Origin of the sequence: Streptococcus ovis DSM 16829 (assembly GCF_000380125.1) — a bacterium.
GTDB lineage: Bacteria > Bacillota > Bacilli > Lactobacillales > Streptococcaceae > Streptococcus > Streptococcus ovis.
Genome location: NZ_KB904562.1, coordinates 22689 through 47279, shown reverse-complemented (window position 1 = coordinate 47279; position 24591 = coordinate 22689). Strand labels below are relative to the sequence as shown.

The 24591-nt window shown below is 41.1% G+C and carries 26 protein-coding genes and 1 riboswitch; of the genes, 3 read left to right on the top strand and 23 right to left on the bottom strand.

Annotation, left to right across the window (positions count from 1 at the left end):
- Positions 1-42: 42 nt before the first annotated feature.
- The 13 genes from A3I9_RS0100250 to A3I9_RS0100195 form a co-directional block, all read right to left on the bottom strand.
- Complete coding sequence (locus tag A3I9_RS0100250; RefSeq protein ID WP_018377072.1) at positions 43-693, bottom strand: phosphatase PAP2 family protein; 651 nt, start codon at positions 691-693, stop codon at positions 43-45.
- Between the two features lie 23 nt (positions 694-716).
- A complete protein-coding gene (locus A3I9_RS0100245; protein ID WP_018377071.1) occupies positions 717-1274 on the bottom strand; it encodes an ECF transporter S component in 558 nt (185 codons plus the stop codon).
- A 55-nt stretch (positions 1275-1329) separates the two neighbouring features.
- Positions 1330-1543: riboswitch (FMN riboswitch) on the bottom strand.
- Between the two features lie 63 nt (positions 1544-1606).
- The gene (locus tag A3I9_RS0100240) at positions 1607-2149 is read right to left on the bottom strand and encodes a tRNA (cytidine(34)-2'-O)-methyltransferase (RefSeq protein ID WP_018377070.1); all 543 of its coding nucleotides are present in this window, start codon (positions 2147-2149) and stop codon (positions 1607-1609) included.
- 241 nt (positions 2150-2390) lie between these two features.
- On the bottom strand, positions 2391-2636 hold the full coding sequence (gene yidD / locus A3I9_RS13090) for a membrane protein insertion efficiency factor YidD (protein ID WP_211207792.1): 246 nt from the start codon (positions 2634-2636) through the stop codon (positions 2391-2393).
- Positions 2633-3361 carry a pseudouridine synthase gene (locus A3I9_RS0100235; protein WP_018377069.1) on the bottom strand — a complete coding sequence of 243 codons (729 nt, stop codon included), beginning with the start codon at positions 3359-3361 and terminating at the stop codon, positions 2633-2635. Before A3I9_RS0100235 ends, yidD begins: the two co-directional genes overlap by 4 nt.
- 100 nt (positions 3362-3461) lie before the next feature.
- Complete coding sequence (gene scpB, locus A3I9_RS0100230; protein WP_018377068.1) at positions 3462-4019, bottom strand: SMC-Scp complex subunit ScpB; 558 nt, start codon at positions 4017-4019, stop codon at positions 3462-3464.
- Positions 4003-4722, bottom strand: a complete 720-nt coding sequence (locus tag A3I9_RS0100225; RefSeq protein ID WP_018377067.1) for a segregation/condensation protein A — start codon at positions 4720-4722, stop codon at positions 4003-4005. Before A3I9_RS0100225 ends, scpB begins: the two co-directional genes overlap by 17 nt.
- The gene (gene xerD / locus A3I9_RS0100220) at positions 4713-5456 is read right to left on the bottom strand and encodes a site-specific tyrosine recombinase XerD (protein WP_018377066.1); all 744 of its coding nucleotides are present in this window, start codon (positions 5454-5456) and stop codon (positions 4713-4715) included. The genes A3I9_RS0100225 and xerD overlap by 10 nt, the downstream gene beginning before the upstream one ends.
- Before the next feature lie 5 nt (positions 5457-5461).
- Complete coding sequence (gene cbpB, locus A3I9_RS0100215; RefSeq protein WP_018377065.1) at positions 5462-5911, bottom strand: cyclic-di-AMP-binding protein CbpB; 450 nt, start codon at positions 5909-5911, stop codon at positions 5462-5464.
- A complete protein-coding gene (locus A3I9_RS0100210; RefSeq protein WP_018377064.1) occupies positions 5908-6438 on the bottom strand; it encodes a metallophosphoesterase in 531 nt (176 codons plus the stop codon). Before A3I9_RS0100210 ends, cbpB begins: the two co-directional genes overlap by 4 nt.
- Positions 6408-7400 carry a nucleoside-triphosphate diphosphatase gene (locus A3I9_RS0100205; RefSeq protein WP_018377063.1) on the bottom strand — a complete coding sequence of 331 codons (993 nt, stop codon included), beginning with the start codon at positions 7398-7400 and terminating at the stop codon, positions 6408-6410. The genes A3I9_RS0100210 and A3I9_RS0100205 overlap by 31 nt, the downstream gene beginning before the upstream one ends.
- Positions 7397-8191, bottom strand: a complete 795-nt coding sequence (gene racE, locus A3I9_RS0100200; protein ID WP_026217262.1) for a glutamate racemase — start codon at positions 8189-8191, stop codon at positions 7397-7399. Before racE ends, A3I9_RS0100205 begins: the two co-directional genes overlap by 4 nt.
- A gap of 157 nt (positions 8192-8348) precedes the next feature.
- The gene (locus A3I9_RS0100195) at positions 8349-8585 is read right to left on the bottom strand and encodes a YneF family protein (RefSeq protein WP_018377061.1); all 237 of its coding nucleotides are present in this window, start codon (positions 8583-8585) and stop codon (positions 8349-8351) included.
- A gap of 236 nt (positions 8586-8821) precedes the next feature.
- Between A3I9_RS0100195 and pepC the strand changes: the two genes are divergently transcribed.
- Positions 8822-10159: an aminopeptidase C gene (gene pepC / locus A3I9_RS0100190; protein ID WP_018377060.1), complete on the top strand. Its 1338-nt coding sequence runs from the start codon at positions 8822-8824 to the stop codon at positions 10157-10159.
- Between the two features lie 52 nt (positions 10160-10211).
- Here the strand turns inward: pepC and A3I9_RS0100185 are convergent, their stop codons facing one another.
- Genes A3I9_RS0100185 through A3I9_RS0100175 form a run of 3 tightly spaced genes read right to left on the bottom strand, consistent with a single transcriptional unit; the run spans position 10212 to position 12212 of the window.
- Positions 10212-10910, bottom strand: coding sequence for a Bax inhibitor-1/YccA family protein (locus A3I9_RS0100185; RefSeq protein ID WP_018377059.1), 699 nt, complete (start codon positions 10908-10910; stop codon positions 10212-10214).
- Positions 10911-10931: 21 nt separating this feature from the next.
- The gene (locus tag A3I9_RS0100180) at positions 10932-11420 is read right to left on the bottom strand and encodes an HD domain-containing protein (RefSeq protein WP_018377058.1); all 489 of its coding nucleotides are present in this window, start codon (positions 11418-11420) and stop codon (positions 10932-10934) included.
- A 51-nt stretch (positions 11421-11471) separates the two neighbouring features.
- A complete protein-coding gene (locus tag A3I9_RS0100175) occupies positions 11472-12212 on the bottom strand; it encodes a TrmH family RNA methyltransferase (RefSeq protein ID WP_018377057.1) in 741 nt (246 codons plus the stop codon).
- Between the two features lie 71 nt (positions 12213-12283).
- On the opposite strand from A3I9_RS0100175, the gene A3I9_RS0100170 reads away from it, so the two are divergent.
- On the top strand, positions 12284-12562 hold the full coding sequence (locus A3I9_RS0100170) for an acylphosphatase (protein ID WP_018377056.1): 279 nt from the start codon (positions 12284-12286) through the stop codon (positions 12560-12562).
- A gap of 67 nt (positions 12563-12629) precedes the next feature.
- The gene (yidC, locus tag A3I9_RS0100165; RefSeq protein ID WP_026217261.1) at positions 12630-13550 is read left to right on the top strand and encodes a membrane protein insertase YidC; all 921 of its coding nucleotides are present in this window, start codon (positions 12630-12632) and stop codon (positions 13548-13550) included.
- 92 nt (positions 13551-13642) lie between these two features.
- Here yidC and A3I9_RS12940 read toward each other — a convergent pair whose 3' ends face one another.
- The 7 genes from A3I9_RS12940 to A3I9_RS0100130 form a co-directional block, all read right to left on the bottom strand.
- The gene (locus A3I9_RS12940) at positions 13643-15118 is read right to left on the bottom strand and encodes a trypsin-like peptidase domain-containing protein (RefSeq protein WP_018377054.1); all 1476 of its coding nucleotides are present in this window, start codon (positions 15116-15118) and stop codon (positions 13643-13645) included.
- Positions 15119-15220: 102 nt separating this feature from the next.
- A complete protein-coding gene (locus A3I9_RS12935) occupies positions 15221-17002 on the bottom strand; it encodes a trypsin-like peptidase domain-containing protein (RefSeq protein ID WP_018377053.1) in 1782 nt (593 codons plus the stop codon).
- 80 nt (positions 17003-17082) lie between these two features.
- Entirely contained in the window at positions 17083-17565 is a 483-nt protein-coding gene (greA, locus tag A3I9_RS0100150; RefSeq protein WP_018377052.1) for a transcription elongation factor GreA, read from the bottom strand.
- Positions 17566-17647: 82 nt separating this feature from the next.
- A complete protein-coding gene (gene mltG / locus A3I9_RS0100145) occupies positions 17648-19204 on the bottom strand; it encodes an endolytic transglycosylase MltG (RefSeq protein ID WP_083903899.1) in 1557 nt (518 codons plus the stop codon).
- A gap of 227 nt (positions 19205-19431) precedes the next feature.
- A complete protein-coding gene (murC, locus tag A3I9_RS0100140; RefSeq protein WP_018377050.1) occupies positions 19432-20763 on the bottom strand; it encodes a UDP-N-acetylmuramate--L-alanine ligase in 1332 nt (443 codons plus the stop codon).
- 2 nt (positions 20764-20765) lie between these two features.
- Complete coding sequence (zapJ, locus tag A3I9_RS0100135) at positions 20766-21440, bottom strand: divisome accessory protein ZapJ (RefSeq protein ID WP_018377049.1); 675 nt, start codon at positions 21438-21440, stop codon at positions 20766-20768.
- Positions 21441-21497: 57 nt separating this feature from the next.
- A complete protein-coding gene (locus A3I9_RS0100130) occupies positions 21498-24587 on the bottom strand; it encodes a pilus expression-regulating Snf2 family helicase (protein WP_026217260.1) in 3090 nt (1029 codons plus the stop codon).
- Positions 24588-24591 lie beyond the last annotated feature (4 nt).

The window sequence follows — 24591 nt, the reverse complement described above, 5'->3', positions numbered from 1 at the left end:
AACTCTAGCTTTTTTGTGACTGAGAACTATTTTGTCTCAGACTCATTTTTGTTTATTCTGAAAGCGCCAAGTAAAGCGAATACGGTCATATAGTGGGTAGCATAGTTCCAGTATGAAAAGCGCTAATAGCCAACCACCAATAATATCTGTTGGGTAATGGACTCCCACATAGATCCGTGAAATGGCTACTAAAACCGCCATTAGGATAAGTCCTCCCTGTAAGATATAGCGCAGTGTAGGAGCTGCAATTCTCTGGTAAACAACTATAGCTAAGACCCCTGCAAGCAACATGGTTGAAGCCGTATGCCAACTGGGAAAGGAAAAGCCGATCGTATGCACCAACCATTCAATCGTTGGTCGAGGTCTCTGATAGAGGAGCTTCAGGGCTGTAGATGCTCCACCCAACAAGACCAAACTTCCGATTATCAAGAGAGCTTCTGCTTTCCATCGTTTCCAATAAAAGAAGAGGGCAATCAGACCTACGAATAGGATAACAGTGACCATCTCACCTAACTTTGTGATATGCGACCAAAAGGCTGTGACCAATGGTGGCAAACTGCCTCGAACCGTCATCTGTATCACATGATCAAATCCCCTGACTTGTTCAGGATAAAATTTGACCACATAGCCCAATATTACGAAGAAAAGAGCCAAAAAAGAAGCATTTCTATAATGTGTTTGTTTATTTTTCATACACACATTGTATCAAAAAATCATTAAAATTTCTTTAAAATAGGCTGACAAGCGCGATACACTGGGTAAAAAACAAGTCCAAAAATCAGTCCCTGCAAGAAGTTAAAAGGCAATACCATTGCAAAAAGATAGCGGCTTGTCCCAATAAATTTAGCAACATCAAAGTTTGCAAACGCTGCATACATCGGCATCGCATAAATATAGTTTAGGACTAACATAGCCAAGGTCAACACTATTGTTCCTGTTAATACTGCTCCAACGTAACTCTTGATAGTTGGTTGATTTTTCCAAATATAGGCCAAGGCCAAAATAAAAAACGCATAGGCAATCACATTCATCGGCATCCCAATCATAGAAGACGGACCGTTATTGTTGAGCAACAGCTGTAAAGCAGAACGAATCAAGAGAATGATAAACGAGCTCTTTACATCCAGAATGACTAGGCCGATCAAAATTGGAATAATTGAAAAATCCAATTTTAAAAAGTCGACGCCTGGTAAAATCTGAAACTGTACATACATCAACAGAAATGAAATTGCTGAGAGGACGGCTATGTAAGCCATCTTGCGTGTGTTTGTCATATAGGGTTCCTCCAATTTTTTACAAATTAGAGACGTAAAAAAGCGGCAAATGCCTTTTCGTCTCCTCCCATCCAGACTGTACTGTCGGTTGTGGAATTTCACCACATCAGCTTGCGCTCGCGGACTTCAAAGGGTCTCTTTTTTCCACAAAACTTCGTTAGCTCATCTTGATATACACCAGTATTATCTTCGACTCGCTGCCTCGTCTCGTAAAAAACGTCGCCTTTGTCACCGCCGGTCGGGAATCTCACCCTGCCCTGAAGACACCCTTATCATATCAAAAAACCCTTGCATGTGCAAGGGTTTTCTCTCAAGCTCTAAATGACATTCCATTATTTCAACTTGTCAGACTCGTAGGTATGAACCAAGTCTAAACCAGCAAAATTCTGCTGACGTAGCGCTTCATATACAATCATACAAACTGTATTGGAAACATTTAAACTACGGACATGTTCATCATTCATCGGGATACGCAACGCTTTTTCAGAATGGCGACGCATAAATTCCTCCGGCAGTCCCTTGTCCTCACGACCAAAGACAAAATAATGAACCTGTCCATCATCATACGATTCATCAGAGTAGGTTTTATCGGCGAATTTAGAAATCAAATGGACACGCCCTCCCTGAACCTTCTCCATAAATTCTTCAATGGATTCATAAAATCGAACGTCCAACTTGTCCCAATAATCCAATCCAGCTCGTTTCATTTTACGATCATCAATTGGGAATCCCATTGGTTTAATAATATGTAAGGGACTGTTCGTTGCAGCACAAGTACGAGCGATATTCCCCGTATTCTGTGGAATTTGTGGTTCAAATAATACAACATGATTTCGAGATTGTTCTTCTTGATAGGATAATTCTTCGATATTCATAACTTCTCCAATAACATTAACTCTTTCAGACAAAAAAATAGCCACGCTGCCTGGAGTCAAGCTCAGCAAACAGCATGGTGAATGAAGACTCATTCACTTAAATCACAACAGGTTTGATTTAAATAAATGAATTTTACATTCTAAGTATATCACAATTTTCTTGAAAGGCAAGAAAAAAGGATTAGAAATGTTCGTTTTTCACGCAATTTTACAGTTTTTTCTCATTTTTCCAATGACCAACTTATTTCCTAGGCGCAGGATTTCGCCGCAATGAAAAAACATCTGGCACAGGATCTTCTCCTCCTTCGACAAAAGGATGGCAACGACCAATTCGAGCCAGTCCCATCAAAAATCCTTTTGCGCCATGTTTTTGCAAGGCCTCTATCATATACTGAGAACAAGTAGGGTGATAACGGCAAGAAGGAGGGGACAAAGGGGAGATAAAACGTTGGTAAAGACGCACTAGCCAAATTAAAAACCTGCTCATGATTTGCTCTTCGTTACTGCTAAAGTATGAAGACGACTGACTTCTTTTTTATTAAGACGTCTTGCTTCTCCTGGTCGTAGACCTGTCAAGTCAAGATTACCAAAGCGAGTACGAGATAACTTATCAACTTGCAATCCTACTGCTTCAAACATTTTCTTCACCTGATGATTCCGCCCCTCATGAATGGTCAATTGGACAACGGAACGATTTTTGACAGGATCCACCTTTATAATTTCATAGACAGCTGGCTTCGTTTTCTTCCCATCAATCACAATCCCTCGTGTCAATGGACGAAGATTTTCCTTATTGGCCAGCCCTTTGACACGCGCAACGTAGACCTTGTCAATTTCATTTCGTGGATGGACCATCTCATCAGAGAAATCCCCGTCATTGGTCAAGAGTAATAATCCCGACGTATCCCAGTCCAAACGCCCCACTGGATAAATCCGTTCTCTGACTTGCGGCAACAAATCAACAACCGTTTTACGTCCCTTATCGTCTGATACACTGGAAATAACCCCTCGTGGCTTATTGAGGAGATAATAGACCTTTTCTTCATTGTAGATAGGTTGCCCCTCTACTTCTACTTTATCGCCAGATTTGATATCTGTCGCTAGTTCACGAACAACTTGACCGTTGACCGTTACTAGGCCTTGCTTGATAAACTCTTCTGCTTTGCGGCGACTTGCCACTCCAGCATGAGCAATGTATTTATTAATTCGCATATTCTTTTTTTAGGGAACGACCGTCCTATTATCACTAATGACAGGTCTCCCCTTCCTTTCTCGATTTCACAACCGTGTAATTGCTTCACTAGGTATTATACTATTCTTCTGACGTTTCCACAAATAATTCTGTCTCTTCATCAGTAATATCGAGGCTTGAAACATCTGGAAGTTCAGATAAATCATTGATTCCCATATAATCCAAAAAATATTCCGTCGTAGTGTAGAGATTGGGACGCCCCAATACTTCTTTCTTACCTGCCTCTTGGATCAAATCAAAAGCCTGTAACTTGCTAATGGCACTGCTCGAATTCACCCCGCGAATATCATCTACTTCAATCCGTGTAATCGGCTGCTTATAGGCAATGATGGAGAGTGTCTCCAACAAGGCACGGGACATGGACTGATTAATTGGTGTTCGGGAGTATGTACGAAGCAACTCAGCATACTCTTTTTTTGTCACCAATTTGTAACGGTGGGAAGTTTCGACAAGGTCCAATCCTGATTGTAAGTCTGTAGTATATTTCTCACTCAATTTCTCCAATTGCTGCATGAGAGCAGATGGTTGCAGTTGGGTCATCTCTGCCAACTCTCGAACAGACAAGCCATCTTCTCCTGCTACAAATAATAGAACTTCAATCTCAGCTAAATGACTCATTTTCTCTCCTTATCAGGTAAATTTCTCCAAAGTTTTCTTCCTGTTCAATGGTCACTTCTTGTACCTTTACCAGTTCTAAAGTAGCTAGAAAAATCGTAATCACTTCATTCATATTCCGACTCTCTAGGAAAAGTTTTCCCAACTGCAGACGAGGAGTTTGGACGAATTTCTGACGAACAAAATCCATCACTTCTTCTATTTTGTACTCATCTCTGGCAATAGTCGTATGGGATTGACGTAATTCAGCTTGTTTCTCTGTCATCACCTTTGAAAAGGCTAAGAACAGGTCAATGGTAGACTTGTCTTGTACCAAGGTGACATCTTCAAAAACCAATTCTAATTTGGGTTTTGAGAAATACTGGGAACGCTCCTCATGTTGCTCTCCCATTCTTTCACTAATCAGCTTGAACCGTCGATATTCTTCCAACTGACTCAGCAATAATTGCTCAGGGTCTTCTTCTTCAGGCATTTCTTCTACTACCTTTGGCAGGAGCCTGCGACTCTTAATCAGCATGAGCTGACTGGCCATCAGCATATATTCACCAGCAACCTCAAGGCGCATGGCTTGAAGCGTCGCAATATAGGCCAAGTATTGTTCAATGACCTCTGTAATGGGAACTTCGTAAATATCCATCTGATATTTGGAGACCAAATGGAGAAGCAAGTCAAGTGGCCCTTCAAAATCTTTTAATTTTATATCCATTGTCTGTATTTTTCTAAACTCATCCTTGATGTGAGTCCTAGTTCTTTCGCTAAGTCATCGATGGGCTTCCCAGCAGACAATTGGCGAAGAATATACTGCTCTCTGAGTTTCTGCGCCGTCCATTCATTTTTGCCAAGTAACCTCGTAAAATCTGTCAACCGATTATAAAACCACTGACGTGAATACGGTTTTCCTTTCTTATCAAAGAGAAATATACCTTTTTCTTGCTTCTCTAAGAAAGGAAGCAACTCTTTTGGCAAAGGTATAACCCGTCTCTCTTTTTCTTGCCCCAAAGTAAGGATTTCAAAATTCAGATTGATATCCTCTTGACGCAACAAGGCCAATTCACTGGGAAGCAAGCCCATCGTCACCATCATCAGAGCGATGAGTTGTCCCTGTTTTTGGTTTGTTTCTTGCCACATGACAGTGAAATCTTCCAACGGAGGCCTCTGGCTGAGAGAAGGAAGAGTAGATTTGACTGCCTTTAATTTGTAAAATCGGTCTATCTGCTCCTTCTCATATAAGAAATATAAGAATTGGTTCACAGCAGAAATTTTCCGCCGTTGTACACTTGGCTTGGCATTTTGCAAAAAGGCACGGTATATGGTTAACTTTGCCTCTGTCAATTGTCCCTGGCATAATTCCACAAATTGCTGCAAGTCGTACCAATAAGACTGATAGGAATTTTTGCTCAATTGTTTTTCTTGTAGAAAATATTCAATTTGTTCCTTCATAGTACCTATTTTTTCACAACCATTTCAACGTTATGGACAAGCGCATTGATGGCTTTAAGAATTGATTTCCGTGTGATGATTCCTAGAAATTCTCCCTCTTCACCTAAGACGGGCAGGAAGGATTCATCTACCAGTTTTCGTAAGACTTCAGCCAAATCATAATGCTCGCTGACCGTAACCACATCACGTTTTGCAATCAAGGCAATATCCTGCTGTAACTCCTCATCTGATAAGCCATTTTCTGTCTGATATTGTACAATTTCACGTAAGCTAATCGTTCCAAAAAAATGGTTGTCTTCTGTCACAACAGGAACCCGTGAGTAGGTCATGTGGCTCAACAATAGTTTGGCATGATCCATATTATGCGTATCAATAATCACTGCCAATTTATCAGCTGGCGTCAAGAAGGTATCTTCGTGGTCCAGTAAAAAGGCTTCAATATTTGGTGAAATCATCTTAAAAAATCCTTTGTCAGTGGTGGATAGATTTGGTGATCTAAAGTATAATAGCGCACTTGAAATGCTGCATCCGTGATGGTGATAAGAGCATAGAGTTTTTCTTGAATCAACCCCCGTGGCTGCGTTACTGAGCCTGGGTTGAGAAAGAGAGTTTTCCCTCTGACTTCTGCAGCTGCTGCATGTAAATGACCATAGAGACAAATATCTGCCCCCACTTCCTGAGCCCAATAGTCCAAATTCTGCCAAGTAAAGTTAATCCGATAGAGATGTCCATGCGTTTGAGCAACACGAGTTGGCCCCACTTCTGTCACTAAACTGTCTGGATAGCCTCCAAAATAATCACAATTTCCGCAGACGACTTGAATTCCTTCCCAAATGGGGTCATCGCTTGCCAGCTCAGAATCACCATTGTGAAAGATGGCATCCACCTTTCCAAAATAGTGTTGTTTAATCTGTTCCACCACGGTACGATCCCCATGAGAATCGCTCATGACTAGGATGGTTTGTTTGCTTCCTTCTGCCATACTGGAAATGCCTCCATTAATTTTTCTAGCGCTCTTGCACGGTGTGACTGACTATTTTTTTCCTCAACTGTCAATTCAGCAGAAGTCTTTCCTGTTTCTCCGACCAAAAAGAGTGGATCATACCCGAATCCATGTTCACCTTTTCGCTCAAAACCAATGTAGCCTGGCCAATCCGCTTCAACAACTAAACTGGCTTTGTCTGGTGCTGCGATGACTAATGTACAATGGAATTGAGCAGAGCGATCTTTCAGTTCAAACACCATGGCTAATTCATGCAATAATTTGGCATTATTACGATCGTCTGTCGCATCTGGACCAGAAAAACGAGCAGACCAGACACCAGGCATGCCACCTAATTTATCAACCTTTAGACCTGAATCATCGGCTAAGACCATCTTTCCTGTTAAACGAGCAATGGTTTCTGCCTTCAGACGAGCATTTTCCTCAAAGGTCATCCCCGTTTCTTCCACATCTGGTAAGTCTGGATAGTCATTCAAATTTTCAACCCGATAGCCTAGTCGATTGAAAAATTGACGAAATTCTCTGGTCTTTCCTTCATTTTTTGTTGCAATTAAGATGGTATCTCCCAAATCAGACACTTGACCAACTTTTTTTCCAAAAAATTCAGTTACCGACACGCCCGATTCAGGTAATTGGACTGCTACGACATTGTCCCCCTCTAACACCAAGACTGCTCCTGCTTGTTGTATGACAGACAAAGAGCGTCCAGTCTTGTCTTTAATCATATCAACAAGGAATGTCCATAATTGATAGCGAGACTGGTAGGAAACAACATGCATTTGCAGACCTGTGAGTTGCAACTGGTTCAAGAAATGATGAAACTCCTTGTGTACAGCTTCAAACACCTCATCGTCTCCAAAGCAGGTAAAATAGTTAAAGCCAGCCCATGTTCCGATAAACCAGTTATTCTTATCTTTATATTCATAAATTTTTTCTGTCATAATGTTACATGCTCCACTGTTATATCCATATCCAGCCAACTTTCCGCGATCTCTCGAAAAGCTGCTGGACTAGCAGTTGTATAAAAAGTATGGTGAAGGGATTCCGTTGTCCTACTGCGGTTAATTTCAAAGTAATTCAATAGAACTGAAATATCACGCGCACATTCCGCACCTGAATCAATGAGTTTGACATCTTTGCCCATCACATTTTGAATAATTGGACGAAGCAGCGGATAGTGGGTGCAACCCAAAATCACTGTATCTACCTTTCCTCTTATGCTTCCTAATGTCTCGTAGACTACTTTTTTAGCCAAACTGGATTGATAATTATTTGACTCTACGAGGGGTACAAACTTAGGGCAAGCTAGATTTTCCACTTTCATCTCAGGCGACAGCGCCTGAATCTTTTGCTGATAAATATCTGATTGAATGGTCATCGGTGTTCCTAAGACACCAATTTTTCCTGTCTGACTCGCTTTGATAGCTGCTGAAGCCCCCGGAAGGACTACACCCAACACAGGAATATCCAATGCTTCTTTGACTTCTTTCCAAGCAACAGCAGTTGCTGTATTACAAGCAAAAACAATCATTTTCACATCTTTTGTCAACAGAAAGCGAACCAATTCCCAAGTAAATTCTCGAATTTGCTCAGCAGAACGCGGTCCGTAGGGTGCCCGTGCTGAATCCCCAATATACACCACTTCTTCATGTGGCAATTGGCGCATTAACTCTCGTACGACGGTCAATCCACCTACGCCAGAATCCAAAAAACCAATTGGTCGATTATCCATAATATCTAGTGTCAACGTCCATCAGGCCTATCAAAAAAAGATAGAGCGTCTAAAGGACGTATTCTTTCTAAAAGGGTAGCTGAAGTGAGGCAAAGACACTCTACTCACCTCCATGCTCTAAAAAAGGACTTGGGAGTGATCCCCAGTCCCATTATTCTTATTTTTTCTTTATAGCTTGTTTTTGTTGCGCTTTGATTTGACGGAATGCTTGTTGTACTTTTGCTTCGCTTGGTTTTTGACCCATTTGGCTCATCATCACACGAAGAGCATTTTCATCAAGAACTGGCTTGTCCATCAGCATTTTTTCAACTTGCTTACGTGACAAGTACATCCCTAACGCTACACCACCTACAAAGGCTAAAACAATCAATAAAATTGCAAGAACAGGATTCATATTTTTCTACTATCTCCTTAGATTTTAGTCTACTCATTATACCAAATTTTTACCCACTTGACAATTTCCAATCACATTCCAGTTACATGCAGCACCATTTCTTTCAGAACCTGCCACTTTACCCGTCATCATACTTACGAAATATTCGGATTCTTTCTTACAAAGGTCAGCTCTGACTTGATTTCTATTTTCAAAGTTTTATAATGAAAGTTATAAATAACAGTAAGGAGACTTCTATGACTGAATTACAATCACAATTTACAGATCGTTTGTTTGCAACATATGAAGCAAACCCCAAGTACCATGCAGTTGAAAATGCTGTTACCCACAACGGGCTACTTAAATCATTAGAAACTCGCCAAAGTGAAATTGACAATAGCTATGCTTTCTCTATTGATTTAACCAAGGATGAAGTGGCTAACCAGAAAGCTTCTGGTCGTTGCTGGATGTTTGCGGCATTGAATACCTTCCGCCACAAATTGATTTCAGACTTCAAATTGGAAAACTTTGAATTGTCACAGGCTCACACCTTCTTCTGGGATAAATATGAAAAATCAAACTGGTTTATGGAACAAGTCATTGCAACGGCTGATCAAGAACTCGGAAGCCGGAAGGTGAAATTCCTCCTCGACACCCCTCAACAAGACGGTGGACAATGGGATATGGTCGTCGCTCTTTTTGAAAAATACGGCGTCGTACCAAAATCTGTTTACCCAGAATCTATTTCATCAAGTGCTAGTCGGGAGCTCAACCAATACCTCAATAAACTTCTCCGCCAAGATGCACAAATCTTGCGTGAGTTGGTTAATAGCGGAGCTACCAAAGAGGCTGTCCAAACTAAGAAAGAAGAACTTCTTCAAGAAATCTTCAACTTCCTCGCCATCAACCTTGGTTTGCCACCTCGTCAGTTTGACTTTGCTTATCGCGATAAAGATGACCAATACCAAGTAGAGAAGAACATCACACCACAAGCCTTCTATGAAAAATATGTTGGTCTCAAACTAGCAGATTACGTCTCTGTCATCAATGCACCAACAGCTGACAAACCATATGGCAAGTCCTATACCGTTGACATGCTTGGTAATGTCGTTGGCAGCCGTGATGTTCGCTACATCAATCTACCGATGGATCGTTTCAAAAAACTTGCCATTGCACAAATGCAGGCTGGAGAAACTGTCTGGTTTGGTTGTGATGTTGGCCAACTTTCAGACCGCCAAAAAGGAATCATGGCCCTTAATACCTATGATTTCACATCTAGTATGGACATCTCCTTCAACCAAGACAAGGCTGGACGCTTAGATTATAGTGAAAGCCTCATGACTCATGCAATGGTCTTGACAGGGGTTGACTTGGATGAAAATGGTCAGTCTACCAAATGGAAAGTTGAAAATTCATGGGGGGACAAGGTCGGTCAAAAAGGTTACTTTGTCGCTTCTGATGAATGGATGGACGAATACACCTACCAAATCGTTGTCCGCAAAGAATTCCTCACACCAGAAGAATTAGCTGCTTATGAAGCAGAACCTACTGTTCTCGCTCCTTGGGATCCAATGGGCGCACTCGCTAGCAAGTAAGGAACTAAAAGAAACCAACTCATATGAGCTGGTTTCTTTATTTTTTCGAATCCTAATCGCGACTTCCGAAGATACGAAGCAAATTCAAGAACAAGTTGACAAAATCTAGATAGAGCTGCAAGGCCATCGAAATCGCCCAACCTTGGCTCACCTGACCGCCTGTTTCTTCGAAAACATAGCGGATGCGTTGATTATCATAAGCAATCAAGCCTGAGAAAATCAAAACAGAAATAATTGAAATCAGAAAACTCATGCCAGAACTTTGCAAGAACAGATTAACAAGACTCGCAATGATGACACCAACCAAAGCGGCAATCAGTGCCTGACCCATCGCAGATAAATCTTTCTTCGTTGTCATTCCAATCACTGCCATCACAGCAAACATCCCAACAGCGGATAGAAAGGCTGTTAGAACGGTTTGTCCTGTATAAGCCAAGAGGACAACACTCATCGTAAAACCATTGACAACAGAATACCCCAAGAAGAGGGGCAAGGCAGCTGGACTATTTTTTGCCGCAGCACCCGAAGCTACAAAAACCAAGGCAATCTCAGCAATCATGATGGCCCACACGAAGATACTGCCACCCCGAAGTAAGAGGTTAAATGTTAATTCTTGAAAAACTGTCAATGCCAAGAAAGCTGTCACCGCCGATACACCAATACCTGCAGCCACAAAGCCGTAGATTTTTGCAAAGAAGCGATTAAGAGCTCCCGTATCGGTTTGATTATAAATAAATGGATTATCGTTCATAAAAATCTCCTTTTCGATAAACTAGGGTAATTTCAAGCGAAGAATCTTCCGATTCTTCCACTTGTGTTGCAAGGGAAGGGTGGCCTCACGCACCGCCCAATACTTGTCCACGCAGGTCACGATCCACGACTCTTTATAGCGAGGGGGAGCAATGGTCGCTCCAAACATATGCTTCACAATAATATCTTTTTCGATATGATTGAGAGACGTCACTTTTTGAGCGTTTCGTACAGCAATTCGTGGATGCGTCCAAGCATGGCCTTTCTTAAATTTGGTATCACGCCAATCGTAGAAAAACAAATCATGCAAGAGGCCTCCACGGGCAGTTGAACGAGCATCCCAGCCAAATTTTTTCGCTAATTTGTAACTCGTGTAAGATACATTAATTGAATGCTCCAGGCGGGTTGAGTGGTAATGGTGGGTAATGTTTCCTAATTTCTGCACTTTTGGAGTATCAATTAAGTGTCCCACATGGCGCATATATTCCTCATCGTGTGTATAAGGAACCATGACAATCACCTCATTCCTGATTCTATTATATCATAGTTTAGCAAAGTGGGCTTAAAGAAAGCTAAAAAGTAAAATACCTGTCGCCACTGCTACATTTAGACTCTCCGCTTGACCTGGCATGGTGATATGCACTAACTGATCTGCATTTTCTGCTATAAAATCAGAAATCCCTTTTCCTTCATTGCCCATTATTAGAGCAAAACTATTTGGGACATTAACCTCCTTATAATCCACAGAGTCTTTAGACAGAGTCGTTGCAAAAATTGGCGTATGGGTCTCTTTGAAACATGCAACTAATTCCTCTATTGGCAATCGATAGATAGGAAGATGGAAATGACTTCCCTGCATGGAGCGAAGCACTTTCAAGTTGTAGACATCTGCTGACTTATCAGAGAGAAATACTCCATCATAGCCCGCTGCATCTGCTGTGCGTATCATGGTTCCTACATTTCCTGGATCTTGTACATCTTCTAAGACCAGATACTTACCGGATAAGGTTGACGGAATCCTATAAGAAGGCATCCGAAGTTGGGCCACTACTCCTTGCGGACTCACACTATCCGATAATTCTGCAAGAACTTCTGGACTGACCACACGAACCCCATCAAACTCTCGCACGCGCTCCCAACTCTCTTCCGTCACAAAAATAGTTTCAATTTCTGCTCCCGAAGCCTGCGCTTCTTCCAGTAAATGCCAGCCCTCAATTAAATAGGACTGTTTACGGTGTTTTTTTTGTTGCAATTTTTTGGCATTCTTAATCAATGAATTGGCCTTTGAACGTATGATTTCCATGCATTTCCCCGTTTTCTTTCTTTCCCAACCATGATATAATAAAGTAAAGGTCTTGTCAAAAGGAGAATCGCATGAGAAAGGTAAAAATGATTGCCTCTGGTCTTGTTCAAGGAGTTGGTTTTCGTTGGTCTGTCCAATACCTTGCCATGGAAATCGGCGATATTTATGGACGTGTTTGGAACAATGATGACGGTACCGTCAGTATTCTCGCCCAATCGGAAAACCCTGAGAAATTGAGTAAGTTTATTCACGGGATTCGCAAAGGCCCTTCTCGCATGGCAAAGGTGACCTACCTCGATGTCACCATGGCAAATTTCGAGGATTTTGATGATTTTCGTGTCAGCAACTAGGTCTGACTTGTATATTTCATTAAAAAAAAGTAAAATAGAATTTATCATGAAAAAAGGAAATCAAATTGTGAAAAAAAATAAACGTTATCTACTAGTAGGTCTTGCCCTATCAAGTCTTCTCTTCCTATCTGGCTGTGTTCAGACAAAAAACGGTGTACCAACAGGTGAAGGTTGGGTCTACAAGTTCCTTGTTGCACCTATGGGAAATGTCGTAACCTACTTAGCTGAAAATCAAGGCCTCGGTTTTGGTCTCGCCATCATTTTGGTGACCCTGATTGTCCGTTTCTTGATTTTGCCATTAGGAATTTACCAATCATGGAAGGCCAGCTACCAATCTGAAAAAATGCAATATCTCAAACCAATCTTGGATCCTATCCAAGAAAAAATGAGAAATGCAAGCACACAAGAAGAACAAATGGCGGCCCAACAAGAATATTTTGCTGTCCAAAAAGAATACGGCGTGAATATGTTGGGAGGCATGGGATGTCTGCCTCTCCTCATCCAGTTGCCATTCTTCCAAGCACTCTTCTTTGCAGCCCGTTTCACTAAGGGAATTTCAGAAGCTAAATTCCTCGGTATTGACTTGGGAAGTCGTAGTCTGATTCTTGTTGCTATTGCTGGACTGCTTTACTTTGCCCAATCACTCTTTATGCAAGTGGGTATGGATGAGGCTCAAAAGAAACAAATGCGGTCAATGATGTTGATGAACCCATTGATGATTGTCTTCTTCTCTTGGAGTTCACCAGCTGGCGTTACCTTGTACTGGGTTGTCGGTGGTGTCTTTGGGATCATACAACAAGCTATTACAAATCTCATCATCAAGCCACGGATTCGTGCACAAATCAAGGAAGAATTTGAAAAGAATCCTCCCAAAGTCATGAAGGCAAAAGCTGGTCGGGCAAAAGATGTTACTCCAATTCCAGCGTCTGCTATCGTAGAACCTAAAAAACAATCAAAACGAAACGCTGGTAAACAACGTTCACGGTAAATAAAAACGAAAATTCCTTAGTCTACTGGATTAAGGAATTTTTTTATTAGAAAAACCTTGAGTCTGACAACTCAAGGTTTCAGATCACATGATTATTGGACGTTGAAGGCAACACCTTCATAACGCCAACCACGCTTGCTTAATACATTTTTCTCATTGGCATCAGCTGTGTAGAGATGAACTTTCAAACCAGCATGGTACAAGCGGTAAATTGGTTTCTTACCAGTTGAATACCAGGCAATTCCTTCATAACGCCAGCCACGAGTTTTTAGGGTATCACGCTCGTTTGTGCTCGTCGTGTAGAGATGTTCACGAGTGCCACTGTGATAGAGACGATAAACAGGAATTCCTTTAGAGGCTGTTCTAAACTTAGGACCTTCAAAATTCCAGCCACGTGTCGTTAAAACAGAAGCCTCATCTAAACTTTGCGTATACAAATGACGTTTAATACCTGGATGGTAGAGACGATAGGATACATTTTTTGTATCTGATGTGCGATAACTTGCCACATCGATTGTTGGTGCTTGATTGCCTTGAGCGACCTTAATCATGCTAAGTGTGTCTGCTGCAACGCGTCGAGCAGCATTTATAAAATATTTACCATTTTTACGGTATCCTTTGATATGGACTCCGATGACTTGATTTTTATTATTTAAGACACCAGAACCACTTTGACCACCTTCTGTATCAACAGTATACCCCATTAATGTTGGCGTCATATCTGTTACAGAGCCAAACATGGTATACATAAATCCTTTTTTAGTGGATGTTGCTACAGGATAGCCAGGCACCTGAATCCGTTGATTCATACTTTGACTTGTCGAAACACTCAAATAACCTACTCGTGAATCTACTTTACGACTTAATTTGATGACAGCCGTATCGTAACTCGTATCGGTTTCATCTCTTAAAGTTTTCCAACGACGTAGGACATAGTAATTACTTGCAGTATATGATCCATATGGCTTGCTTGATCCATTTTGAGCAGGAGCTGCTGTAACAGAACTAGCCCATTTGCCAGTCTCAACATCGTAAACATTATGAGCAGCCGTCAAAATGGTATCCGGACCAATCATCACACCAGATCCAACATACCAACCATCTGGAAATTTCATTTCAAGACGCACAAATTTTCTGTATGGATTTGCTGTAGTGGTTTTGACACGATATTGATTATCATCCCCAATAATCCCTTCCAGTACATTTGATCCAATACCAAACTCACGTTCCAGCGCTTCTTGTTCCAAACGAAGCTTTGCGGCTTCTTTATCTTCTGCAGTAGAAGTAGATTTCGTAGTGGATGAGGAAGTTGTTGTTGGAGCTTCTGTTGTCGTTGGTACTTCCGTTATCACAACAGGTCCAACAGTTGTTACTGGTTCCTCTGATGTAGTAGGCGATTCCGTACTCGAAACGTCAACAGTAGTAGGCACTTCCGTTACCTGTGTTGTTTGCACATCACCTGAACTTGTTACTGTCGTCTCCGCTGCATAAGCAATTGGAGCAGCAACTGTTCCCAAGTTCACTACTGATAGCAATAGTACTGAACTCAAAGATTTTTTCAATTTCATATTAAAACCCTCCTCGTACATTATTATAACAGTTTTATCATATTTTTAAAGCAAAACCTCAATTTTTTACTAAAAAAAGGATTTGAGTAGGCTCAAACCCTTTTATTTCACATAGAAAGAAATTCCTTCGTATATCCAGCCACGCTTACTTAAGGTATTTTTCTCATTCGTATCTGCTGTAAATAGGTGAACTTTTAGTCCTTCGTGGTAAAGGCGGTAAATTGGTGTTTGTCCGGTTGAATACCAAGCAATCCCTTCATAACGCCAACCACGAGTTTTTAGGGTATCACGTTCGTTTGTGCTCGTCGTATAGAGATGTTCACGAGTGCCACTATGGTAGAGACGATAAACAGGGATTCCCTTCGTCGCTGTTTGGAATTTCTCCCCTTCAAAGCGCCAACCACGGCCAGAAAGGACTTTGGCCTCATAAGAACTCTTGGTATAAAGGTGACGTTTGATACCGGAATGGTAAAGGCGATAAACCACTTCAGTTTTCACGCTTGGACGAACCACAGTCGTGGTTGTTTTTTTTGTAGTTGGTTTTGTAGCAACTTTTGAGGTCGTCCTACTTATCGGTTTGGTAGTTACTGTAGTTACTACTGTGCCTAATTTAGTCGTAGCTTTACTTGGACGTTTTGTTGCTACTTGAGTACTTAATCTCGTTGTTGTTGGAAGTTGCGTCGTCGATGTTGTCTTGCTAATTGATAGTGTAGTCGATTTAGATGCTGGACTTGTTACTGTTGTTACAACATTTGTCAACCGACTTGTAGTTGGGGGTGTACTTGATTGACTAGAAGTCGTCGGTTTAGTTGCAGTGGTTGGAACCTTAGTTCCTCTTATAGTGGTCACGCTTGTCATAGACTGAGTTGTAGAGGGCTCAGTCTGCAACTTACTTGTCGTTGTAACTTTTGTCGTTAATTCAGTGGTCATTGCTGTTGTCGTTGGTGGAGTCCTTGGAGCTAGGGGCTGATAGCTGGCTACTCCTTCAACTTCTATTCCAGTATGGACTGCTTCAATTAACGCATCTGTATCTTCATCTACTTTTCGTGCCCCATTATAGATATTAACCGAACCATAGCTAAATCCAGCAATGTGCACGCCAATAATGTCACCATCATCATTCAAAACAGGTGATCCACTTTGACCAGCCTCTGTATCAATACGATAGCGCAAAACTTTACGATCGATATGCTCGATTTCTCCAAACATCGTGTACATTACACCAAATTTTTGAGGACTCTCAAATGGGTATCCTGGAATCTGAACATACTGCCCTACTGCCGATGTCTTAGCAATGCGCAATTCACCAACACGCGAATCGACAGCTTGATTTAATCGAATGACAGCCATATCGTATTGATTTGCGCTTAACTCTTGTGATTGAGTTCGATACTCATCAAAAATAACATAATTGTCAGCTTCATAGGACCCATATAGAAGCCTATCACCACCATTTCGACTAGGGGTGGCTTTCACATAAGTAGCCCATTTCCCAGTTTTTCGATCATATACATTGTGTGCAGCTGTCAGAATCAAATTGGGCGCAATCATCGCACCCGAACCAACATACCAGTTCCCGTCTTCATGCAAGACATTTAAGTGCACAATTTGCCGGTAGGGTGTTTTGCTGACATCTGGAACTGGAAATTGGTCATCAGAATCAATAATTCCCTCATTAGTAACCTCTAGGTACTCCGCCGGATTCTCAGTAGGCTGTCCCTGTGCCGCAATAGTTGTCTGTGGAGAGGAAGTCGGAGTACTGAGAACTGCTGATGATGGTAGATCCGTTGTCTGAGTAGCCTTTACGGAGATAGGAAGCCCCAATGTGATTGAAGAGAGCAGCGATAGCATTGCTGGAATATGGATATAGTTTTTAAATTTCATAAAACCTCTGTTCACTCATGATTTTTGTCTATTTTTACATTCAATATCGAAAAGACTGAAGTCCCCTCCAGTCCATTTTCTTATTTTGTTTTTTCAACTTTGATAATTTTGACGTCATAGCTGCCTGCTGGAGTTTGAACAGTAGCTGTATCTCCTGTCTTTTTCCCAATTAAAGCTTGACCAATTGGACTTTCATTAGAAACTTTATTCGCAAATGCATCCGCTCCGGCTGCACCTACAATGTGGTAGACTTCCTTGTCAGTTTCTCCGACTTCTTGAATAGTAACTGTTTTGCCAATTGCCACTTCATCTTTAGCAACAGCATCACTGTCTACAATTTCAGCATAACGAATTTTCGTTTCGAGTGTTGAAATTTGTCCTTCCACAAAAGCTTGTTCATCTTTTGCTGCCTCATATTCACTGTTTTCTGAAAGGTCGCCATATGAACGCGCAATTTTAATACGTTCAACGATTTCAGGACGACGCACTAATTTTAATGTCTCTAATTCTTGTTCCAATTGCTCCTTTTCTGCAAGAGTCATTGGATAGGTTTTTTCTGCCATAATTTTTTCTTCCATTTCTATTTTTATGATGAGTACTAAAACAAAATTATGTGGCCACCACCACATAATTTTGGGTCCAGTTCTACTGATTTAGTTTGCTATTGACATATTGTTCAACATTTTGGTGATGCTCTTCAGCAGTAGCTGAGTAATACACCGTGCCAGTCGTAACATCAGCAACAAAGTAGTAATAATCTGTCTGATTTGGATTGACCGTTGCTTCAATAGCCGCCAAACTTGGACTTGCAATAGCCCCAGGCATCAAGCCTGTATGCACGTAAATATTATACGGCGAATCAATGTTTGTGTCAATGGCTGCATCTTCAGCTAAGGTAGTCTTGTCGCCAAGCTTGCCCATCGCATATAAAATAGCAATATTAGACTGCAAAGGCATATCAATATTCAAACGATTGTAAAAGACGCTTGCAATATTGCGACGATCCTCATCAGTTGATCCTTCTTTTTCGACTAGTGAGGCTAAGGTTAAGAGTTGATTAACTGTCAGACCTTTTGCAGCCAAAGGCTCGTAATAACCTTGAAGATTCGCATCCATCGCAGCAATCATTTTTTCAACCAATTGCTCCATGGTTGTGCTCTCACTATACTCATAAGTCGCTGGGAAAAGGTAGCCCTCTAATTGGTATTTCACACCACTGTCAGCAGCTGGTAAACTGGCAAACAGACTTGGGTAGGCTGCTGTCATTCTCGCAATAAAATCTGGATTTTTAACAGTTGCCAAGAATTCTTCAGCTGAAAAACGTGTCTTATCATTTTTCTTGTCTGTCTGGGCATTGTCCGTTACTGCTTGTGCAATCTGATCTATTGTATACCCTTCGATAATGAGAATTTTCCCTTCAACTGGTTCCTGTGGAGCAGCTGTCCCACTTTCTTGCAGGGCCTTTGCTAGATCATCCACCGACATGGACTGTTTCAGATTATAAAAACCACTTTGAAAATTATTGTAGCTCTTCAATTTTGCATAATAATTAAAAATCGTTGCATTTTTGATGAGTTTATTTTTTACTAAGATATCGCCAATTTCCTTGGTTGTTGAGCCTTCTGGAATCTCCACTTGAATTATTTTTGTTGCTGTAGAATCAATCGGATTCAGACTGGCTTTTACATATGAATAGCCTGCATAGCCTGTAAAAGCTAGGGCAAATAGGACAATAACGACAACTGTCATCACGATGCGATTAGCAGCTGATTCTTGTTTGTTTTTATGGAGTTGGCTACGGCGACGACGCTCCAATTTTTCATCCGAATCCAAACTAGGACTCTCCTTCACAGTTGTCACAATAGGAGCTGCAATGGTATCCTCTAATGGATGCTCTTGAGGTTCTAGCGACCAGTTGGTTTCAACCCTTGTTTCTTCCAAATCCACCTCTTCTGTGTCAGCTGGATCAATCGTTGGAAGGGTGGGACTGGTTGCACCATCTTCTTCTTGCTCCCTTTCCTTCGGAACTGCAGGACTGAAGGATGGAATGAGCAACTCAATCGGATGTGATGTCTCGTCTTTAGGAGAAACTTCTTCTTTCAGAGGTGCTTTTTCAGTAGTTTGCGCTTCTGTATTCACCTCACTAACTTCCAATGGCTCATCAGTTGAGGACAACGACTTAGCTCTTTTTTCTTTCCCCATTTCCAACTCTCTCAATATCTGATCTCGAAAGCTGAGGGATTGTGTGTCTTTTGATTCTAAATCTTTCACTAACACAAAACTCCTTTCACACAATTACTTTTCATTATATCTTAAAAGCGATATAAAAGCAAGAATTTCCCTGTTTTATAGGCTTTTCCAGCATTTTTTATTTAAAAAAGAAAGCCTTTTCTCACCCATAAAAAATAGTAGCCTGATGCTACTATTTTTTATTGAACATTATGGGCTAAATTTGCCAGAAGTTGCTCAAAAGAATATTCATATGATTGGATGTCTCCAGCCCCCATAAAGACATAAACAGCATTGTCATGGTCTAATAATGGTGACGTATTTTCGACTGTTACCAACCCACCTTTTTTATGAATTCTAGCAGCTAGGTCTTCTACCTTGACTTCTCCTTTGTCAACTTCACGTGCTGAACCATAAATCTGAGCAAGATAGACCGCATCCGCATCATTCAAAGCTGTTGCAAAATCATCCAAGAGAGCAATCGTCCGTGTGAAAGTATGGGGTTGGAAAATCGCAACAATTTCTCTGCTTGGGTATTTTTGACGAGCAGCATCAATTGTTGCGCTGATTTCAGTTGGATGATGAGCAAAGTCATCAATGATAACCGTGTCATTGACAATTTTTTCAGTAAATCGACGTTTCACTCCGCCAAATGTTGGCAAGTGCTCTGCTACTAAGGCCAAATCAAAGCCAGCAACATATAGATTGGCAATCACTGCTGTCGCATTAAGGACATTGTGTTTGCCAAATGTTGGAATTCGAAACTCTCCTAATTCTTCTTCTCCATGACGAATTTTGAATTGAGAACCCATCGTAGATGGCTTCAAATCATAAGCTACAAAATCATTGTTATCTGAAAAACCATAATAATAGATAGGCGTTTGAGCAGTAATCTGGCGAAGTTGTTCATCCTCTCCGTACACAAACAACCCCTTCTTAACTTGCTTCGCATAATCATTAAAAGCATCAAACACATCTTCGAGGCTAGTGAAATAATCTGGATGATCAAAGTCAATATTGGTGATAATGCTATATTCAGGATGATAAGGCATGAAATGACGTTCATATTCATCCGATTCGAAGACAAAATATTGCGCATTGGCAGAACCACGCCCTGTCCCATCACCAATCAAATAGGAAGTATCTGTAATATTTCGCATGACATGTGCAAGAAGACCTGTTGTTGACGTTTTACCATGTGCTCCAGCTACTCCTAGACTGGTAAATTGGCGCATGAATTCTCCCAAAAATTCATGGTATCGCTTGTAAGGATACCCTTTCGCATCCGCATAGGCAATTTCAACATTATTATCAGGACGAAAAGCATTTCCTGCGATCAGTTCAACATCTGGTCCAATATTTTTTTCATCAAAAGGCAAAATCGTGATGCCTGCCTGTTCCAAGCCACGTTGAGTGAAGTAGTATTTCTCCACATCACTTCCTTGCACTTGGTGTCCCATTTGATGCAACATGAGCGCAAGTGCACTCATTCCTGACCCCTTTATCCCGATGAAATGGTAGGTTTTAGTCATGTTTATTCCTCTTCCATATGTGTTAGATTTAATTCTTGTGCGAATTGTCGCTCCTGATGAATCTTGCGTTCAGGATAATTATAGACCTGACTTGTTTTCAAGAAATCATAGGAATTTTTACGAACCGCTGGTTCTTTTTCCCGTTCTTCTTTCTCTAAAGGATATGTTGCTGGTAAATCAGCTAAGATATAGCTTGTCTGTCTTAGACGATTCGCCAATTCCATCCAATGTGTTGGTTTATCCTTTATCAAAAATGCTGTTGGTTCATGCTGATGACTTCTAACAGGAGTCGGATTGTCATCTTTCAGATACGCAGCGGACCGTTTTTTCTTTAAATCCTCACGCGCTTGCTCACGAGCCAATTGACCTTGTGTTTTTTGAGTAGAAGGTCGATTCTCAACAAATGGAGAACGATTTGATTTTTGCTTCCTGTTTCGTCTAGAATAGGACGTTGCCTCTGCTTGAAAAAGAGGAGGCAACAAATCTTCTTCTAATGTTTTTACATGATTATCCCTTATTTGATGTGACTGACGGGGTGCTACAGATGTATACTCCTTCTCCTGATAAGGACCTTTTATATTGCTAATGAGGTCGGATTCATCATACAAGTCCATATGAGGATTTTCTCCAATTACAAACTCATCATCCGCTACTAATGGAAATATTGTTCTTCTCATAAGTATTCCTTTCAAAAGATTATTATAGCATATTTCAAGCGTTTGGTCTGTATTCTTCTAAGAAATCCCTAAAATCTCCTTGATTTCTTGAACACTCATGCTGGCTCTGCTTTCATTGCCATCTAAAACCGTTGTAACAAGATTTTTCTTCGTCTCTTGCAAAGCTTGAATTTTTTCTTCAATGGTTCCTCGGGTAATCAAGCGGTAAAACTCAACAGTTTCCGTTTGCCCCATTCGATGCGCACGACTGATGGCCTGTGCTTCTACTGCTGGATTCCACCATAAATCCACTAAAATAACTGTATCTGCACCTGTCAGGTTCAATCCGACTCCTCCAGCCTTCAGCGAAATTAAAAAGGCATCGCGACTTCCTGCATTAAAAGCGCGCGTCATTTCTTGTCTCTCGCTTGCTGGTGTCGAGCCTGTGAGCTTGTAACTGCTTAGGCCCAAATGGATTAAATCTTCTTCAATCAAGTCCAACATATTTCGAAACTGTGAAAAGATTAGCACTCGATGATTTCCTTCTTTGAGCTGTAGCAGCAAGTCCCGCAAGCTATCCAGTTTTCCACTCGTACCAGTGTAGGTATCCATAAATAATTTTGGCGTGTTACAGATTTGTCGCAATCGGGTGATACCAGATAAAATTTCGATTTTACGACGATTAATTTCTGCCTCACTTGCACCAGCAATGGAAGCTTGCATTTGTTGTAATTGGGCAAGATAAATCGCCTTTTGTGCATCAGATAATTCATTTAGGACATTGATTTCAATTAAGTCAGGTAGTTCAACCAATACTTCCTCTTTTCGTCTACGGAGGATAAAAGGTTTGATGGTGCGAGCTACTTCACTAGCAGATAATTTCCCAAATTGGTGTTTGTCTGGAAGGAGCCCCGGCATAATGATTTGGAAAATAGACCAAATCTCTGACAGATGGTTTTCAATCGGTGTTCCAGACAAAGCAAAGGTATTTTTCACTTCAAAATCGCGGAGCTGTTGAGCAATCTTGGTTTGAGCATTTTTCATGACTTGGGCTTCATCCAAAATCAAGTAATCATAGACTGTTTTCTTATAGCTCTCCACATCCTGACGGAAGGAAGCGTAACTGGTCACTAACACTTGATGGTCTTCAGCAATCAAGTGCTCCCGCTCAGCTTTGTTCCCATACACCACTGCTACATCTAATTGCGGAGCGAATCGCTGACATTCTTCTTGCCAATTGTAGATGAGACTTGCCGGCGCCAAAATCAAAACACGTGACTGGGCCTCCAAATGACTGGTCAAGAAAGCAATGGTTTGTAATGTCTTTCCCAACCCCATATCATCCGCTAAAATCCCACCAAATCCATATTTATCTAACATAGAAAGCCATTTGACCCCTAGTTGCTGATAGTCTCGAAGTGCAACAGCTACCTCCACTTCAGGAAATGGATACTGCTCTGGATGCGTTAAATCATAGGCCATCTGTTGAAATTCTTCTGATAGGTTGATATTGCCGTAATCTCCTACCGTTTGTGCTAGCTGGTAGGAGGCGAATTTATGAAGTTGAAGCTGCCCCTTTCCCCCATGCTTCACCCTTAAAAATTGCAGGGTTTGGCTGATTTTTTTCGTTTCGTCATCAAAGACTAGGACACAGCCCATCTTACTTGTAAAGTGACTTTCTTGCGCCATCAAAGCAGCCATCGCATCTGCCACCTCATCATCTGCAATTCCTGCAAAATCAAACGTAATATCCAATAAAGAGGCGGATTGTTCAACAGTAATTTGAGGCTTTTCTTCTACGTACAGTCCTTGTATTTCAGCAGAAAGTTCAACCGTTCCCAATGCCTGTAGACGTGGTAAGCTTGCGGTGAAGAACGAATAAATTTCTTTGGAGTCTAGGGCAGGACGCCGGGCTATCAATCTCCCAGTAAAACCAATTGCCTCTATAACTGAAAAAATTTCTTCTAAATGGTGGTAATGAGGCGTGAATGGAAGATTCTCAAGGACCTCTTCCTCCCGAACACGGAAGCCGTCAAAATTCAGCACTGTCTGTAATTCCAATCCTGTTTTCTCCAAAGAAAGGTAGAAATGTGCTTGAAAGTCACGAATGGTAAATTTTTTAGGTGCCTGAACAGGACCCAAGATTTGAAGTTCCGACAGAGACAGGGCTAATTTTTCTTGATCTTGAAAATCAACTTGAACCTTTCTTGTTCCAGCTCCTGTTGCATCTAATTTTTTGATTTGCGCCAACAATAACTGCTCTACTCGGCTCAGACGATACAAGCGATTTTTCACCAGCATATACTGACCATGCAGGACCAGACGAGTCGGTTTCTCAACAATTTCCATCTCAATCATCTGTGTATGCACCTTGACCCCAAAAGATAAAAAGCCCAATTGAGGATCGTAAGGTGAAATAGATAAGTGGTCATAGTTGTGCAGTTGGTTTGAAAATTGGAAACTTGACAGTCCCTGAAGCAAATCCACTCCTTCTTCAAAATAGGCCAAAGGCAAGCGCAAGGTTCTTCCACCATAGGACAAGACATCATGGTCTATGACTGATTTTTCTGGCAAAAGTTGAAATAAAAATTCTAGTAGCTCTTGACTGGGCTCGTCAAACGTTTCAAACGAAATTGGCTCATAATAATTTTTCCCAATCTGATAATTTTCAGATTGACGAACAACCTTTAAAAATGCTCCAATATCACGCACAATATAGGAACGCTGATCAGGCAAACGGCGAATGGTCAGTGTCCAATCGATCTGTTCATCATAAGGTCCAATAGCCCCTTCTGCACCTAATTGATACTTTGTTTCGAATGGCGAAAAAGGTTTTAGCAGAGCATCAAGAAACAGACCACCAAAATAGGTTCTACGAACCGTTTCTTGGTGAATTTCACCTTCTTCTTTCAGACTAGCAATAAGTTCTTTCCCTTTCGAATCATTACGTAAATAATACTCTATGGCAGCAAGATGTTGACAATAGCCTTTTTGAGAAAAAATGATACAGGAACAGGCAAGTTCCTTGTCATCCAAACTATAGTGAAACGTCTCATCTGCTATAACAAAAAAGACTGTTTGATCTTTCACCTTTTCCACAGCCAGTTTCCCTGCTTCATAGAGTTCAATTCCTTCTTGTCGGATACGACCAGGCATTAATCTACTCATATTT

What these genes read in the sequence shown, in the direction of transcription:
- A3I9_RS0100130 (WP_026217260.1), bottom strand. Translation starts at nt 24,587, where the DNA reads ATGAGTAGATTAATGCCTGGTCGTATCCGACAAGAAGGAATTGAACTC.
- greA (WP_018377052.1), bottom strand. Translation starts at nt 17,565, where the DNA reads ATGGCAGAAAAAACCTATCCAATGACTCTTGCAGAAAAGGAGCAATTG.
- scpB (WP_018377068.1), bottom strand. Translation starts at nt 4,019, where the DNA reads ATGAGTCATTTAGCTGAGATTGAAGTTCTATTATTTGTAGCAGGAGAA.
- A3I9_RS0100245 (WP_018377071.1), bottom strand. Translation starts at nt 1,274, where the DNA reads ATGACAAACACACGCAAGATGGCTTACATAGCCGTCCTCTCAGCAATT.
- cbpB (WP_018377065.1), bottom strand. Translation starts at nt 5,911, where the DNA reads ATGATTTCACCAAATATTGAAGCCTTTTTACTGGACCACGAAGATACC.
- A3I9_RS0100240 (WP_018377070.1), bottom strand. Translation starts at nt 2,149, where the DNA reads ATGAATATCGAAGAATTATCCTATCAAGAAGAACAATCTCGAAATCAT.
- racE (WP_026217262.1), bottom strand. Translation starts at nt 8,191, where the DNA reads ATGGATAATCGACCAATTGGTTTTTTGGATTCTGGCGTAGGTGGATTG.
- A3I9_RS0100235 (WP_018377069.1), bottom strand. Translation starts at nt 3,361, where the DNA reads ATGCGAATTAATAAATACATTGCTCATGCTGGAGTGGCAAGTCGCCGC.
- A3I9_RS0100180 (WP_018377058.1), bottom strand. Translation starts at nt 11,420, where the DNA reads ATGGTTCCTTATACACACGATGAGGAATATATGCGCCATGTGGGACAC.
- mltG (WP_083903899.1), bottom strand. Translation starts at nt 19,204, where the DNA reads ATGGGGAAAGAAAAAAGAGCTAAGTCGTTGTCCTCAACTGATGAGCCA.
- yidD (WP_211207792.1), bottom strand. Translation starts at nt 2,636, where the DNA reads ATGAGCAGGTTTTTAATTTGGCTAGTGCGTCTTTACCAACGTTTTATC.
- xerD (WP_018377066.1), bottom strand. Translation starts at nt 5,456, where the DNA reads ATGAAGGAACAAATTGAATATTTTCTACAAGAAAAACAATTGAGCAAA.
- murC (WP_018377050.1), bottom strand. Translation starts at nt 20,763, where the DNA reads ATGACTAAAACCTACCATTTCATCGGGATAAAGGGGTCAGGAATGAGT.
- A3I9_RS0100250 (WP_018377072.1), bottom strand. Translation starts at nt 693, where the DNA reads ATGAAAAATAAACAAACACATTATAGAAATGCTTCTTTTTTGGCTCTT.
- A3I9_RS0100195 (WP_018377061.1), bottom strand. Translation starts at nt 8,585, where the DNA reads ATGAATCCTGTTCTTGCAATTTTATTGATTGTTTTAGCCTTTGTAGGT.
- A3I9_RS0100210 (WP_018377064.1), bottom strand. Translation starts at nt 6,438, where the DNA reads ATGGCAGAAGGAAGCAAACAAACCATCCTAGTCATGAGCGATTCTCAT.
- A3I9_RS0100170 (WP_018377056.1), top strand. Translation starts at nt 12,284, where the DNA reads ATGAGAAAGGTAAAAATGATTGCCTCTGGTCTTGTTCAAGGAGTTGGT.
- zapJ (WP_018377049.1), bottom strand. Translation starts at nt 21,440, where the DNA reads ATGAGAAGAACAATATTTCCATTAGTAGCGGATGATGAGTTTGTAATT.
- A3I9_RS12940 (WP_018377054.1), bottom strand. Translation starts at nt 15,118, where the DNA reads ATGAAATTGAAAAAATCTTTGAGTTCAGTACTATTGCTATCAGTAGTG.
- pepC (WP_018377060.1), top strand. Translation starts at nt 8,822, where the DNA reads ATGACTGAATTACAATCACAATTTACAGATCGTTTGTTTGCAACATAT.
- A3I9_RS0100205 (WP_018377063.1), bottom strand. Translation starts at nt 7,400, where the DNA reads ATGACAGAAAAAATTTATGAATATAAAGATAAGAATAACTGGTTTATC.
- A3I9_RS0100175 (WP_018377057.1), bottom strand. Translation starts at nt 12,212, where the DNA reads ATGGAAATCATACGTTCAAAGGCCAATTCATTGATTAAGAATGCCAAA.
- A3I9_RS0100225 (WP_018377067.1), bottom strand. Translation starts at nt 4,722, where the DNA reads ATGGATATAAAATTAAAAGATTTTGAAGGGCCACTTGACTTGCTTCTC.
- A3I9_RS12935 (WP_018377053.1), bottom strand. Translation starts at nt 17,002, where the DNA reads ATGAAATTTAAAAACTATATCCATATTCCAGCAATGCTATCGCTGCTC.
- A3I9_RS0100185 (WP_018377059.1), bottom strand. Translation starts at nt 10,910, where the DNA reads ATGAACGATAATCCATTTATTTATAATCAAACCGATACGGGAGCTCTT.